The sequence below is a fragment of the Sphingobacterium sp. UBA7625 genome, assembly GCF_002484085.1.
Taxonomy (GTDB): domain Bacteria; phylum Bacteroidota; class Bacteroidia; order Sphingobacteriales; family Sphingobacteriaceae; genus Sphingobacterium; species Sphingobacterium athyrii.
In genome coordinates this window covers 218,855-234,097 of sequence record NZ_DLJD01000014.1, presented here as the reverse complement: position 1 = coordinate 234,097, position 15,243 = coordinate 218,855, and the positions used below count along the sequence as shown (strand labels likewise).

11 protein-coding genes are annotated in these 15,243 nt (G+C 43.3%); 4 read left to right on the top strand and 7 right to left on the bottom strand.

The features are described from left to right. Window positions 1–57: 57 nt before the first annotated feature. Entirely contained in the window at window positions 58–1,008 is a 951-nt protein-coding gene (locus B4G94_RS05590) for a hypothetical protein (protein ID WP_286857637.1), read from the top strand. Between the two features lie 41 nt (window positions 1,009–1,049). On the opposite strand, the gene B4G94_RS05585 is transcribed toward B4G94_RS05590, so the two are convergent. After that, entirely contained in the window at window positions 1,050–2,498 is a 1,449-nt protein-coding gene (locus B4G94_RS05585) for an MFS transporter (protein ID WP_286857635.1), read from the bottom strand. 120 nt (window positions 2,499–2,618) lie between these two features. Between B4G94_RS05585 and B4G94_RS05580 the strand changes: the two genes are divergently transcribed. Next, window positions 2,619–2,951, top strand: coding sequence for a winged helix-turn-helix transcriptional regulator (locus B4G94_RS05580; RefSeq protein ID WP_108631862.1), 333 nt, complete (start codon window positions 2,619–2,621; stop codon window positions 2,949–2,951). Window position 2,952: 1 nt separating this feature from the next. On the opposite strand, the gene B4G94_RS05575 is transcribed toward B4G94_RS05580, so the two are convergent. Both B4G94_RS05575 and B4G94_RS05570 read right to left on the bottom strand, forming a co-directional pair. Continuing rightward, the gene (locus B4G94_RS05575; RefSeq protein ID WP_286857633.1) at window positions 2,953–3,882 is read right to left on the bottom strand and encodes a DMT family transporter; all 930 of its coding nucleotides are present in this window, start codon (window positions 3,880–3,882) and stop codon (window positions 2,953–2,955) included. A 32-nt stretch (window positions 3,883–3,914) separates the two neighbouring features. Then, window positions 3,915–4,907: a 2-hydroxyacid dehydrogenase gene (locus B4G94_RS05570; protein WP_286857631.1), complete on the bottom strand. Its 993-nt coding sequence runs from the start codon at window positions 4,905–4,907 to the stop codon at window positions 3,915–3,917. 168 nt (window positions 4,908–5,075) lie between these two features. On the opposite strand from B4G94_RS05570, the gene B4G94_RS05565 reads away from it, so the two are divergent. Both B4G94_RS05565 and B4G94_RS05560 read left to right on the top strand, forming a co-directional pair. Further along, the gene (locus B4G94_RS05565) at window positions 5,076–6,146 is read left to right on the top strand and encodes an NAD(P)H-dependent flavin oxidoreductase (protein WP_286857629.1); all 1,071 of its coding nucleotides are present in this window, start codon (window positions 5,076–5,078) and stop codon (window positions 6,144–6,146) included. A 151-nt stretch (window positions 6,147–6,297) separates the two neighbouring features. After that, window positions 6,298–7,014, top strand: a complete 717-nt coding sequence (locus tag B4G94_RS05560; RefSeq protein ID WP_286857626.1) for an MIP family channel protein — start codon at window positions 6,298–6,300, stop codon at window positions 7,012–7,014. Window positions 7,015–7,114: 100 nt separating this feature from the next. On the opposite strand, the gene B4G94_RS05555 is transcribed toward B4G94_RS05560, so the two are convergent. The 4 genes from B4G94_RS05555 to B4G94_RS05540 form a co-directional block, all read right to left on the bottom strand. Then, window positions 7,115–8,140 carry a threonine aldolase family protein gene (locus tag B4G94_RS05555; protein ID WP_165306673.1) on the bottom strand — a complete coding sequence of 342 codons (1,026 nt, stop codon included), beginning with the start codon at window positions 8,138–8,140 and terminating at the stop codon, window positions 7,115–7,117. A 254-nt stretch (window positions 8,141–8,394) separates the two neighbouring features. Next, window positions 8,395–10,446 carry a family 16 glycosylhydrolase gene (locus tag B4G94_RS05550; RefSeq protein ID WP_286857625.1) on the bottom strand — a complete coding sequence of 684 codons (2,052 nt, stop codon included), beginning with the start codon at window positions 10,444–10,446 and terminating at the stop codon, window positions 8,395–8,397. Then, entirely contained in the window at window positions 10,447–11,997 is a 1,551-nt protein-coding gene (locus B4G94_RS05545) for a RagB/SusD family nutrient uptake outer membrane protein (RefSeq protein WP_286857624.1), read from the bottom strand. A gap of 25 nt (window positions 11,998–12,022) precedes the next feature. After that, the gene (locus B4G94_RS05540; protein ID WP_286857623.1) at window positions 12,023–15,076 is read right to left on the bottom strand and encodes a SusC/RagA family TonB-linked outer membrane protein; all 3,054 of its coding nucleotides are present in this window, start codon (window positions 15,074–15,076) and stop codon (window positions 12,023–12,025) included. Between the last annotated feature and the right edge of the window lie 167 nt (window positions 15,077–15,243).

Genomic DNA, 15,243 nt, shown 5'->3' with positions numbered 1-15,243 from the left:
TGAACTGCGTAAAGCAAGTACGACAGCTGGAATCAACTGAAAAGAACATAAAATTAGATGAACAAAAATATACTCGTTAATAAAATTGAAATCGAAAAAGAAATCATCATCGATTTGATCAAACAGGATAATCGTGATGGAGCCATTGATTTGATCGCCAATCGTGCAAATGTAAAATTTAAAACGGCTCGTGATATTGTTCAACTATTTGACGAAGGCGATATAGATCTTTTCGATGGTAAAGACCTGTTTTTAGTTGATTACGACGAAGTGCCCAATAGCGAAGTTTCAGCCGGAAGAGAGCCTGAACCGTCTTCTTTTTTGGAAGTAGAACGGGACAAAAGCAAGGGGGCGGGGAGTAAGAAAGGCTTAATAATAGGTTTAGCTGTACTGGCCTTAGGTTTTGTTTTTTTACGCTATGTTGTTGGTTTTAACCATATCGGGCATCATTTGTCGGAACTGGGGCAGGTGTTTGACAAAAATAGCGGAGGGACAACGGCATTGGATGCTGATACCGCAGACCGCAAAGCTTCTTTGGAACCCGGTGTCACCAGGGTCGCTGATGTGGAGGACTTCCGGCCTATCGATACCAATCTTCTTGCTCCCGAATTCAAATCGGCAGAGATGGCGAGGATTAAAAAAGCTCAATTTGATAAACTGATTCCCGCAAAGAAGTCTCCCACAGATGAAGATGCACAATTGGCTTTAATTTACCTTACAAATAAGCGATTGACAGATGTGATTATTCAGCAAAAGTTGAATATCAAAATTGGCCAATGCTATGAAAACCCTAAGAAAGAAGGCAACAAACACTGTGTAAGCTGCATGATATTACTCTATAACCGCGAGAAGAAACATTGGCAGGAGGCTCCTGATGGGGAGAATTTCCTGGACAATGCCTATGATTTTTATCTTCCCGAGGGAGGCGATACATGGGAAGCCAAGTCTTTAAGCATGCATATCCCTTATGACTACGCGCTGTTTAAAAAATACGAACCAAAAGACTAATGTAGTCTTCTCATTTTTACGCCAATATTTCATTGGTATTATTACACTTCACAGTCCTGCTTTTGCTGAGCGGTAATACAGTTACCCTTCTTTTTCCCAATTGCTGGTAAGCAGACAATACAACAGGCCACCAATAGCAATAACAAGATGGATACCGTAGTAGCAGCGCCGTATGCTGTCGTGATATTGTTCAGCCTGAAAAATGGATTTCCATTTTCATGTAGGAACAGGCCAACAACAAAGGCAATACCGAGACAAATGGACAGTTGTTGTACGGTAAGGTAGATCGCGGATCCTACGCCGATCAATTCTTTGCTGACATCTTTTAAAGCTAAGGTCATCAGGGATGGTAGTACGCTGCCGCAGCCAAGCCCATAAAAGAAAAAGAGCAGATGAAGCTGATCGCTTGCGACACTTACTTCATTGAGGACAAGTAAATGAAGAAATAGTCCCATAACCATTATTCCCAATCCGGTGATTACAACGGCTTTGCCATGGTGTTGAATAAACCTGCTGACCATCAGGCTGGCAACTACGTAACCTATACCCTGATAGACGAAAGCGATGCCTGTCATTGTTGCTGTATAACTTTTCTCATGCTGTAGATAATTGGAGTTAATAATGAAATAAGCATCCTGGACCATATAATAGGCTAATGCTGCAATCAGTCCCAGATTGAAAATCCTGTTGTGGAAAAGGGCGAAGTTAAAAAGTGAGTTTTGTCCCGTTTTGTACAGTTTCTTCTGCTTTTTTAGGAATAACAGTGTAAAGATAAGCGCAGCTGCCAGCAAGAGTATCGACCAGATCGGCCAATGCAACTCAGGACCCATGACCAACGGAGATATTAGGCCCATCAAGAGTATAAATAAACTCAGCATCGGTATAAACGAAATCGTGGATGTAGGGTTTGGCTGGTCCCGGGGAACACAACAGTAAGCGGCGATACAGGCGAGGATACCTATTGGGATATTAATCAGGAAAATAAGGCGCCAGCTTTCATGGATCCAGGACTGATCGGGAAGTAGTCCCCCGAGCAGTTGTCCGATTACGGAGGCAATACCTGCGATGCTACCATATATCCCCAGGGCCATAGCTCGCTTAGAGGCGTCTTCAAAAAGCAGCGTGATCAGAGCGATACCCTGTGGTACCATCATGCCTGAACTAATCCCTTGCAGTAACCTGCCCAATAGCAGAAGGTAGATATTGCTTGATAGCCCACATAAAACCGAAGCAACCGTAAAACCGGCCATACCCATGACGTATAATTTCTTTTTGCCAAAATAGTCTCCGGCATTGCCCGCATTGATCAGCAGGCTGGCGTAGCCAATAATATATAAGATAATGATCCACTGGGTTGCACTATTGCTCAGGTCCAGAGACTGTTGTATGGTCGGTAGGGAAACATTGATAATGAATAGATCGATGACAAACAAAAAGATGCCAATGGATAGGATACAAATGTGAAGCAAATCTTTAATTCGGAAGCGCATATAGCCAAAGTTTTTGATAATTTTATAGTCAAAAGTAGTTTGGATATTTTTTATAGTCAAGTAGTTATAAATGATGTACTTAGTATGGTTTTATGAACTAATGGTCAGTATGAGGTGATTATGGATGAAAAAAAAAGTGAATTTTTTGGAAGTTGTTGTGATGTCAATGGTATTTTCAAGATCATTGGCGGAAAATGGAAGGTTTTACTAATTAAAGCCATTGCAAAAGAATGCCCTAAACGGTTCGGAGAATTGCGAAGGGAGATGGATGATATGGCACAGACCACATTAACCGTCCAATTGCGTGAACTGGAGCGCGATGGTATCCTTTGCCGACAGATTTATGCAGAATCACCACCGCGTGTAGAATATAAGCTGAGCGAAATGGGTAAGACTTTGCTGCCGATTATTGAGCAGCTGGATGAATGGTGGTTACACTATAAAAAGAGATGATTTATGTGACCTGCCTGGATTGTTTTTTTGTATCCTTTACGGTTCCGAGTAAAACAATTGTGAGTATTATACATGCGGTACCCATCCAGTCTGTAAAGGCAAATGGGGTGTTAAGCCATAATACCGCCAGCAATGCCGCAGATAGGGGTTCAGCGGAGGCAAGGAGACTGGTCTTTTGTCCACCGATTAATTTCACGGCTGTGAGATAGGCATAAAAGGGGATTAGCGTTCCAAAAATAACGATAAACGACGTATAAGCATAGGTCTGCATATCCCAGACACCAGCTACGTCCCAGGGAGCTCTGACAAAACAAAATGCAACTCCGCCGATAAGCATGCCCCAGCCGATGACAATGGTTGACTTGTACCTACTTAGAAGATCAACAGGTTGTAAGGTATAGAAGGCAAGTGTTACTGCAGACACCAATCCAAAGAATAGGGCGATTCCAGAGATCGAAAGCGTGCCCATTTTACCATGGGTAACCAATAGAAAGGTACCTAATACCGCCAGTATAATTGCCAGGCATGTTTTGCCGTTTGGAAATTTTCGCTCTTTTAATGCAATATAAATGGCGATCATGACTGGGCCGGTATATTGCATGACCGTTGCTGTAGCAGCATTGGAATAGTTGATCGCCGCAAAATATGAATATTGAACGGCGAGCACGCCGACAATACTAAATAAGAGCAGATCAATAGCATCTTTGCGCTTGCGCCAGATAGACCATAGGTCGCTGCGGTTGTTTATTCCTGCAAGAATTAAAAGAAAGGCACCGGTTATCAACATTCTTATGGTAATAAGCCATTCAACATTGACGCCTCGTTGCTGAAAAAGAAATTGACCAAAAGTTCCGGAAACACCCCAAAGTATGGCTGCACTAACAGCCAATAAAAAGCCTTTCAAAACTTTATTGCTATCTGTATTGTTCATCTTAAACGTTAATGATCTTCTCGGATACCGTGCTATAATATTACTTCATTGTCTGTCGTTCCGGTGGCTAGGATGTCAGCGATACTCTTTAATGTCCGTTGAGAAATTTGGGTGAGTGCTTCCGTTGTGAAAAAAGCCTGATGTGCCGTTACTAAAACATTTGGAAAACTCATCAATAACTGGATGGTGTCATCTTCTATAATGGTTGCGGAGAGATCTTTGAAAAATAGTTTCTCTTCCTGTTCATACACATCAATTCCCAATAATCCTATTTTATGCTCTTTCAATGCACTAATGGCATCATTTGTATGAATAAGATTGCCCCGGCTTGTATTGATGATGGTAACCCCGTCCTTCATTTTTGCCAGTGATTCTTTATTGATGAGGTAATGGTTATCTGGTGTAAGCGGACAATGCAATGAGATGATATCGGAGTCCTTAAATAGCTGATCCAGACTTGTATATTGAACACCGGCTTTGATCAGGTCCTGATCAGGATACAAATCAAAGGCGATGACCTCTGCACCGAAGCCTTGGGCAATCCGAATAAATGCTTTCCCAATTTTACCTGTTCCGATAACTCCAATCTTCTTCTGATGGATATTGAAGCCCAACAAGCCATTTAAGGAAAAGTTTTGTTCACGGACACGGTTATAAGCTTTGTGGGTTTTTCGGTTGAGTGTCAATAACATGGCCATCGTATGTTCAGCAACGGCTTCTGGAGAATAGGCTGGCACACGACAGACCTGGATACCGAATTCTTTCGCGGCCGCCAGATCGACATTATTGAAACCTGCACATCGCAGGGCAATCAACTTTATGCCTTTCTGCGCAAGGACTTCGATGACCTGTCGATTCAACTTATCATTGACGAAAACACAGACAACCTCTTCGTTTTCAATTGCATTGACAATATGAGGGCCAAGATGGGTTTCATAAAAGCTGAATTGAAAACCGTAGGTCTCATTTTCCCGTTCAAAAAAGACTTTATCGTAAGGTTTGGTTGAGAAGAAAGCTATTTTCATAAAATTGTATTTCCTATGTAAATATACGGTATTAATTTTTTATCCGGTTTAAATTCTATCGAATAAATGGGGTTAATTCTTGTAAAATGCCCAATAAAAGCGCTAAATTAGTTTTGAAATCACATAAAGTTATCTGATTTAACTTTTGGACATAAAAATCACTTCATCATGAATTGGTCTACTCAAATTACAGCGTTATTAGGCACAGCATATCCGATTGTACAGGCACCGATGTTTGGGGTGACGACGCCTGAGATGGTTGCAGCAGCTTCAGCAGCCGGCGCACTAGGGACATTGGCACTGGGAGACTTACCTTACGAAAAATGTATCGCTGCCATTGCAGCAACAAAAAGGCTGACCGCACTGCCATTTGCCGTTAATATCTTTGTTAATAGCATACCCGAGGTATCCGAAAATCTAAGATCTCACTACAGTAAAGTTCGTTCATTTATAGCGACACTGGCTCATCAGCATGGGTTGGAGGTGGAGCTGCCAAAGTTTGAGGACATTCATCTGACGGATTATCGGGAACAGATCTCGGCCATTATCGCAAGCGAGTGCAAAATCGTTAGCTTTACTTTCGGCAATCTGGATGAGCCGAGCATAGCTTTATTAAAGGAAAATAATACACTTCTTATCGGTACTTGCACCTCAGTTGCTGAAGCGCTGATCCTGGAGGCATCAGGTATCGATATTATTTGCGTGCAGGGACTGGAAGCTGGGGGACATCGTGGAAGTTTCCATGCGACCGCCATTCCGCGGATTGGCGGACTTTCTTTGTTGTCGCAAGTACATGATCATGTTGACAAACCACTGATTTATGCTGGCGGGATATATAATGCCCGAACGTTGCTTGCCGCAAAGCAATTGGGGGCGGCAGGTTTTCAGGTGGGCAGTTTATTGCTTAAATCCAGGGAAAGTGCGTTACTTGATTTTGAGAAACAACATTTAAGTCAGGTGAAAGAATCAGATATTGTATTGACCCGGAGTTTTTCTGGAAGGTTTACCAGAGCAATTACAAACACTTTCATAAAAACTGTGGATGGAACGGATTATATTTTACCGTATCCCTATCAAAATAAATTAACCAATGCCTTAAGAAGGGCGGCAAAGGCAAAAGAAAATACAGATTTCGTCGGTATTTGGGTTGGACAATCCATTCATCCCTATCGGGAAGGTTCAACCGGAGATATCCTTCAGGAGCTAATTCGGGAAGTTGAAGAGGCGACAGGTTGTTAATAATATAAGCCAATATGCTATGTAACTAAAAATACAAAGCTGCCGCAGTTTTCTAGGGATGTAGATATTGTTCTACAATAATTTATTCCTTATTCTTTTTTTATATAGAAAATGATTACATTAGAGTTAACTAAGTTATAAACAGGTTCATATGGAAATTAAAACATCTTCAAAATTTGTAGCCGAACTAATTGGAACATTTGGTTTGGTACTCTTTGGTTGTGGCGCAGCCGCTATTGCTGGAGCCAATACCATGGGAGGGCTTTCAGGGCTAGGCCTCTTGGGTATTTCAGTGGCATTTGGTCTATCGGTTGTGGTCTTTGCCTATGCCATTGGCGGAATTTCTGGCTGTCACATTAATCCGGCGGTGACGGTAGGTGTACTATTGGCTGGGAGAATGTCTGCCAAGGATGCAATCGTTTACATCATTGCACAATTTATCGGTGCACTTTTGGGGGCATTTGTGCTGCAACAGATTTTAAGCGGTCAATTAGGAGGTTTTACAGCTGGCGAATGGGCGTATGGATCTAATGGATGGGGGAAAGGTTACCAAAATGAATATGGTACCATTTCGGCGTTTTTGATTGAAGCCGTTTTAACTTTTCTCTTTCTTTTTGTCATACTGGCAACAACATCAAAGGTAGGAAACGGTACGATGGCGGGCTTAGCCATTGGATTTACATTGCTGTTAATCCATTTGGTAGCCATACCGGTTACAGGTACTTCGGTTAATCCTGCCCGTTCATTCGGTCCGGCAATTCTTGCCGGCGGCAATGCATTATCGCAATTGTGGTTATTTATTGTTGCACCATTAGTGGGTGCTGCGGTTGCTGCAGGCGTGTGGAGAGCCTTGGAGCCCAAAGATTAATCGTCATAAAAGCAAAAAAAAACGCGCAGGGACACAGGTCTTGCGCGTTTTTTTATGAGTACTAAATTCGTATCCCAATACGAATTTTAGTCCTATGTTTTTATACCTCCTGTAAATCCTTGATAAAGGCCATGACTTTTTCCTCATCGGTTGCCCAGGAAGTGATGAGTCGGATGGCGGCATAATCCGCATCGATATTTTTCCAAATATAGAATTGATAATCTGCGCTTAAGCGGTCAATAACTTTTTTGGGTAGAATTGGGAACAGCTGATTTGTGGTGGACTGTGTTAGGAAAGTATAGCCTTTTTCGCGGACCGCCGTGGCAATACGCATCGCCAGTGTATTTGCTTTCCGTGCCAGATCGAAATACAGATCATCTTTAAAGAGTTCTAAAAACTGAATGGAAAGAATACGTCCTTTGGCCAACATGGCGCCTTTTTGCTTGATCGCATAATCAAAATCGATCGCCAATTCGGGTCTATTAAAGATAATGGCTTCACCTAAAAGCGCACCATTTTTAGTACCGCCAATATAAAAGACATCGGTATACCGGCTGATTGTCGCAAGCGTTAAGTCGTTATTTTCCGCGGTAAGTGCATGCCCCAGCCGTGCCCCGTCCATATAAAGTAACAGCTGGTGGGACTGACAGAATTGATACAGAGCTTTGATTTCATCATTGCCGTAAATTGTGCCAATTTCTGTTGAATTAGAAATATAGACGATGCGTGGCTTGACCACATGCGGAGCAAGTGCATATGATGCTAATACTTCAGCGATATCCTGGGGCCTTAATTTTCCATCTACTGTTTCAGTCGTAATCACTTTGTGCCCCGTGGCCTCGATAGCACCTGTTTCATTTGCCGCAATATGTCCTGTTTTTGCACTTATTACGGCCTCATGGACACGGAGGAGGAATGAGATAACCAACAAGTTCGTTTGGGTGCCTCCTGATACGAAATGGATTGTTGCGGCTGGATTATTCAATTTCTCTCTTAAAACTGCTTTTGCCTCTTGTGCATACTCGTCCTCTCCATATCCAAGTTGTTGTACCAGATTGGTTGCAATGAGTTTATCCAAAATGCGGGGATGGGCTCCTTCCGAATAGTCGTTTTTAAAATTGTACATAGTAAGTGTTTTAGCTCAGGGCTCCTTTTAATATTTACAACAGCTATGGTTCTTTTTCTGATCTCTCGTCTCAAAAAATGGATGCCAGAAAAGCTGATCGCCGTTTGTGCATTCAAAAGTATAAATACTTCTTACTTTTTTCTGCTTTTGAACAAAAAATATCATGAAAGAAATCATTGTTAAAGCCGAAACCGCCTGCCGAGGTGATCTGACAAGCGGTTTCGGGTTTTAAAAGGGAGCGACCAAATGAAATTTTATTCTAATAAATTATAGACACGGACATAATCAATTTCAAATGTTGCCGGAAATATTGTGTCGTCGATACCTTCTTTACCACCCCAGTTGCCTCCGACAGCCAAATTGATTAACCAATGGAAATTCTGGTCAAAGGGCCATTCTTTAAAACTCTTGTTTTCATTGTCAACGTGGAAAATCTCCTGTTCATCAACAAATCCTTTGATGTAGGCTGGAGTCCAGTCGATACGATAGTTATGAAACCTGTCGGAAACGCCGGATACCTTTTTTTTACTTGTTTTCTGTGTGTTGATGCCATGATTGTATGCTTGGGTGTGTGTAGAAATATGAACCACATCCTGATCGTATCCAACATGTTCAAGTATATCTATTTCCCCTGAATTGGGCCAGTCACCATATTTCCAATTGGTAGGAAGCAGCCAGATAGCGGGCCAGGTGCCACGGCCTCGTGGTAGTTTTGCCCGGGCCTCAAATCTGCCGTAAGTGAAATCCCCCTTATTCTTACTTGTCAGCCGTGCGGAAGTATAGGATTTACCGCCTTTATTTTCCTTTTTCGCCGTAATCTTCAGGACGCCATCCTGCACCAGGGAATTTGATCGTGAAGCTTCCATATAATATTGTAATTCATTGTTTCCCCAGCCGTCATAGAGGGAACCGATATCGTAGGACCATTTACTTTTATCCGGTAAGCCCGAATAATTAAATTCATCAGACCATATCGGCACTGGCGAAAAGTGATAGGCTCTGCCACTGGTCTTATTTAAAGTTGATCTCACATAAAAGGGGATATTTGCCGTCGCAACATTGTTATTTCCATCGCTTGCATATACAAACAACCGATAGGCACCTTCTTTGGAAGGAGCAGTTAATGTACCCTTGTCATCCGCACTATTTTTGATAAATCCGGCTAGCGCCTGTGGCCGTTCTTCACGGTCACCACCTTCTTTAAGGTCAGTGCTCTCCTGGAGAAGTTCCCAGCGTATCCTTAATTTATCCCCGTCGGGATCCCGTACAAAGACTTCCACGGGATAGGTTTTACCAGATTCAAGATAGATGAAATCTTTTGCCTGCCTGTTGTCCAACAAAAAGGAATCCAGCTGTGGCGCCCGATTGTCTGGCCATTTGCCCGACCAGAGGTAATGCATCACATCGACAACCTCATTTTCTTCGCCAGCTTCGGTGAACAGTCCATACCAGGTCGGTGTACGTTCCTGCTTCTGTCCCCACAGAAAGACATAAGAGCCCAGACAGTTTTTGTCCTGACCGATGGAGGCTTCGTATCGGCTTTTGTAAACGGCTGCTTTCTCGTGGCTGGTTTCTTCAATCGATGCACCCCAAGGTGTTTGTAGGCCTTCCCAATGGCCCGTAGGGCCCCATTCTGTCACGATATAGGGTTTGTTCCAGCCTGTTTTTTGCAATTGTTCAGGTACGGAGGCAAGTCCGCCATACACCTGCACGGCAAGAAGGTCCAATGCCGGACATTTGCTTTTAATATAATCAATTTCCTTTTGATTTATACCGGCGAGCATGGTGGTAACCAAGTGATTGGGATCTAATTCATGGATCATTTTGGCAATGCCATTGACAGCATCCCAGACCTTGGGATTACTGTAATGCAAGTTGAGTTCATTGCCGATTCCCCAAGCCAATAGGGCCGGATGATCTTTGTATTTCAGAATCACTGTACGCAGGTATTCTTTTTGTTCTGCAACCGCCACCGGGTCATTGTAATCGAAGCCATGCCGTTCTGTTTTCACGTCGAGACCCAGGGTTACCGTAAGTCCCAGCTGTTGTGCTTTATTTAGGATTTCATCTGCTTGGTAAGGGCTCCATGTGCGTATGGAGTTGCCTCCATACGCTTTTAATTGTTCCATATTGCTTGTTCCGCCCGCCCCTCTGATAAAGTAGGGCTGCCCGTTGCGCATGATTGTAAAGCCACCGTCGACCTTAGTAATTGTTGTTTTAACGGGTTTCCCTTGCTGTCCCCATCCGATGGGAAGGAAGAGAAGGTTGAGCAATAGGAAAGCGAGTAGTCTTCCTGCTATCATCATTTATCGAAAGTTAGGATTTGCATCTATTTGAGTTTGTGGTATAGGGAGGAACTCGCTTACACCGGGAGTGAATTTTGCACCGAATACTTCTTTTGCCCGTCCTGTACGGATCAGGTCATTGAAACGCTCGCCCCACCATTCACAGGCAAATTCGGCGCGGCGTTCGTCCAAAATCTGGTTTAAAGTGACATTTGTAATTGCTGTTAGTTTGGCACGTTCACGGATCAGACGAAAAGGCTCATCACCATTTTGTCCCTTTCTGACTTTGGCCTCTGCATTTAATAAAAGTACATCCGCGTAACGTAGTATACGCACATTATTGTTCGCCCCATATTCCATTCGACCTGCCGTCATCTGTGATTTTGGAAGATAGGCTTTGCCGTTGAAATATTTGACACCGAATGGATTCCCATAGACAACATCGCCGCTTGGTGTTGTTGCCGTAGTTGCCGGGTTGCCGTTGATACCGCAGTATAAGATTGTCGTTTTTAGCCGTTCGGTTTCGCCTCTATTGGTTAAGAAATCAACGATATTCTGTGAAGGTGGGACCCAGCCGGCACCAGAAATAGGACTTCCTTTTTGATCACCTGAAGGACCTTGCCACTTGAAAAACGTTCCCCAATCAACACCGGGACGAACAATATCCCCGGTTCCTAATCCAAAATCGGAGTATTGCAGTTCAAAGATAGATTCATTGGACAGTTTTCCCGGAATTTTAAAAAGCTCATAGTAGTTGGGGTATAAGGAAAATTTGCCACTTGCGATAATTTTGTTTGTGGCATCGAGGACCTCGTTCCAATAGGTACTTCCGTTATCATTTCCCGCCAAATCTGCTGCGGCTTTCGCTTTTAAAAGAAGCGCGGAATATCGTGTTACCGCACCAACGTGCTTGGACTGATTAGGACGCGCATCTTCAAGATCCTCCGAACAGGCATTCATTTCATCAAGGATAAATTGGCGAACCTCTGCGGCTGTACTTTTATTGATTGTGGCCAGGCGACCGATATTATCGCTGTCAATTAAAATAGGTACATTTCCAAACAGACGTGATGCCATGAGATGGGCGTATGCCCTTAGAAATCTGACTTCGGCCTTGTATTGTTTATTGAGTTTGATGTCAGCTGAATTAGATGCGGGGATTTTTGCGGCGAAGTTATCCAGTTCGATCAATGCATTGTTTGCTGCAATAACAAGGCTGTAATAACTGATCCAAGATTGATTTAATCCCCAATACGATTGAATTGTGACGTCATTTTGGAAATTTTTGATACCCATTAATTCGGGGTTGTCATTCGGATTCGGTGCAGCCTGTTGGTAATCATCATCGCGCATACAACGAATGGAAAGGTCAATCCAGTGCACCAGATTATCATCTGAAGCCGAACGATATACACCGGAAACAGGACCATACATTAAAGCCGTATTGCTGTAATCAATCTCCTCAGAACGCTGCTGGTTTTCTAAGGGCTTGTCCAAAAATTTACTACAGCTCGATAGGCCGAAAGAAATGCCCAAACAGCTTGCAATCAGGATATATTTAAAAGTTTTCATGCAGTTTAAATTAAAGGGTTAATAGTTAGAACGATACTTTGACACCTAGACTATACGTAGAGGCGATCGGATACACATTGGCATCGAATCCCATTCCGGATATTTCTGGCGTAAATCCATTGTATTTGGTGAAAATAAAAGGCCGGTCGGCTGTTGCAAATACACGTACCGGTATTTTGTTCAGATCAAAGTTATAGCCCAATTGTATGTTCTGTATCCGTAGATAGGCTCCACTTTCAACAAAAAAGGAACTGGCTTGAAGATTCCAGGATGCAACGGAACCTTTTGCGGAGGGATGTGTATTACTACTTCCTTCTCCGGTCCATAGGTTTTCGATGAATGCGGCATCTGCGTTCATCTGATTATATTTTCGGCGCATCGCGCGATTAAGATTATGGATCTTGTTGCCGGCTACACCCTGAAAAGCAACACTTAAATCAAATTTTTTATAATCAAATGCTAAGTTAAATCCATAGGTAATGGTCGGAAGGTAATTGCCCAGGTTGACGCGGTCTTTTTCATCAAGTTCACCATTGTTGTTCTGATCCTTGTACTGAAGATATCCAGGTAAAATCGGTGTATTTGGATTTTGTTGGTTGTATTTTTTTGCGATAGGATCCGTATCAATCTGAGCCTGGTTTTGGTAGACCCCTGCGACTTCATAGCCATAATAGAAGTTGATGGGCTGATTAAGCTCTATACGTGCCGGGAATTCCGCTGACCATTCCGGATAACCATTCATGATATTTTCCAGTCCGCCAAGATTCTTTACCCGATTTTTTAGTGTGGTCAGGTTTCCGCCTATTGCATACCCGAAGTCACCGACCTTGTCTTTCCATTGCAAACCGATCTCCCAGCCACTGTTTGTCACACTGCCCCAGTTGCCATAGACACGATCCCAGGAAAAGGGGATAGGCCGGCTAAAGGCAAGATCATTTGTCGTGCGATGGTAATAATCTACTGACCCTGTCAAACGGTTGTTCAACATAGCAAAATCCAGACCGCCATCCCATTCTTCAACAACTTCCCAGCGGACTTGGGTAAAAAAGCGGCCGACGCGGTATCCGGGAACTCGGATGCCATTTGTTGCTCCCTCGCTGCCAAATATACCCGAGTAGTTGTTGCCGGAATAGATCGTTGCATAACCTGCATTGGGTTGGATACCATCGTTCCCCAATTTACCCCAACTTCCACGGAGCTTTAACTGATTGAAGAGCTTTTGGTTTTCCATAAACTTTTCGCGTGTCAATACCCAGCCCAGACCAACTGATGGAAAATAACCCCATTTCGTTTGGTACTTTGAACTTCCGTCCGCGCGGAATGTTGCAGTCAGCAAATACTTGTTGTCATAGTCATAAGTACCTCTAGTAAAGTACGATATTCCTGCATTCCGAGATCCTTTTTCGCCATAACCAGTGGCTGAACCAGTACCTTGGGCATCTACGCCGACATACCAAAACTCCTCGGATGCAGGTACATCATTGGCTTGGACCCAGGTTTCGCGCCAACGTTCCTCACGTGAAGACTGGCCTAATAGCAGGGACCAGTGGTGCTTGCCTGCCTGATCTTTATACGTTAGGAGGTTATCCAAAATATAATTGGTATTACGAGCCTGTGCTGACCGTAAAAAGGAGCGGTCATTGCGCTGATCATTGTCAATATAATAGACCGGATTATAATTTATATTGTGTGTGGACTGATACCTTTGGCTGAGCTGCGAACGAAAAGTGATCTTATCCTTCCACAATGTTGCTTCCAGATAGATGGTAGGCAGGATCTGGAAACCCTTTGTTTGGTTTGTATTGTAAAAGGCTGTTGCGATGGGATTGTTGTACCAAAAGCCAGATTGCATGCCGATTGCAGTACTCGAGCCGAATTTCTCTGGTTTGGCGAGTTCCAGGGAAGGATCATAGACAGGATAGAGCGGAGAGGCGAAATAAGCTTGTCTAAAAGCGGCATTATTTGGTGAGTAGGTTTTGAAGTTATTGAAATGCGCGCTAAAACCCGCCTTTAACCAGTCTGTTACTTTGGCATCCGCCTGCATGCGGATATTGTATTTTTGGTTCATATTGCTGGCATCCATAATTCCATCCTGTTTGACGTAATTAAGTCCCATGGAATAGGTGATTTTATCGGATCCGCCCATGATGTCGAGGTTATGGTTGGTGATCAGGGCTTTGGAGCGCAGGAGTTCGTTGAACCAATCGGTGTCCATCGCCGGATTAGTCTCGGTCCCGCCAAACTTTTGCACCGAACTTTTTACGAAGGCTTCATTACCAATGGCTGTCGCATAGGCTGCATATTGCTGTGCATTGGCCATTTTGAGGACATTTGTCGGTGTTTGGAAACCAGCGAAACCATTATATGTAATTTTTGATTTCATATTTAGGCTTCCTTTTTTTGTGGTTACCAGAATCACACCATTTGCGGCACGTACCCCATAAATTGCAGCACCAGAAGCGTCCTTTAAAACAGAGATGTCAGCGATATCATTTGGATTCAGAAAGTCAATGTTGTCCATGAACATTCCATCCACAACATACAGCGGAGTTTCATTATTAAAGGAACCCACCCCACGGACACGAACGGAGGGTGATGAGCCCGGTGCTCCCGAACTTACGATTTGCACACCCGCAACTGTGCCTTGTAGCGCATCCATTGGATTGGAGACGGTACGTTTGACCATTTCTTCCATATTTACTGTGCCAATAGGGGCAGTTAGGTCGCCCTTGCGTTGCGTACCATAACCCACGACAACCACTTCATCGAGATTGAAATCTCCTTTTTGTTTGAGTTGAATAGTTAACGTAGTTCCGTTTACGGGTACTGTTTTCGTTTCATATCCCAGTGATGAGATGATGACATCATTAAAGTTGGCGGGAATGGCGAGTGTAAATTCCCCGTTTTCATTGCTACTTGTACCTATTTTGGAGTTCCCCCGTACAACGATACTGGCGACAACAGGATTACCCTGCTCGTTTGTAATCCGCCCACTGATTGTTCTGCTCTGTGCACTTACCATATTCGTTAGGCAGGAGAACAGCACAGTACCGGCAATAATACTGATATTATTTTTCATGTGTAATGAATTGAAATTTAGGAATTGTTTATAATTATCAAGAGTCAAAATTAGCCTTACAGATATGATTAATGAATTTTAAAGGTACTACAACACTACTTCATGTTGGGTTTTTCAGCTATAATTCAATATATTTGGGGTACGTCAAGTTTACGTCAGCCAATTGA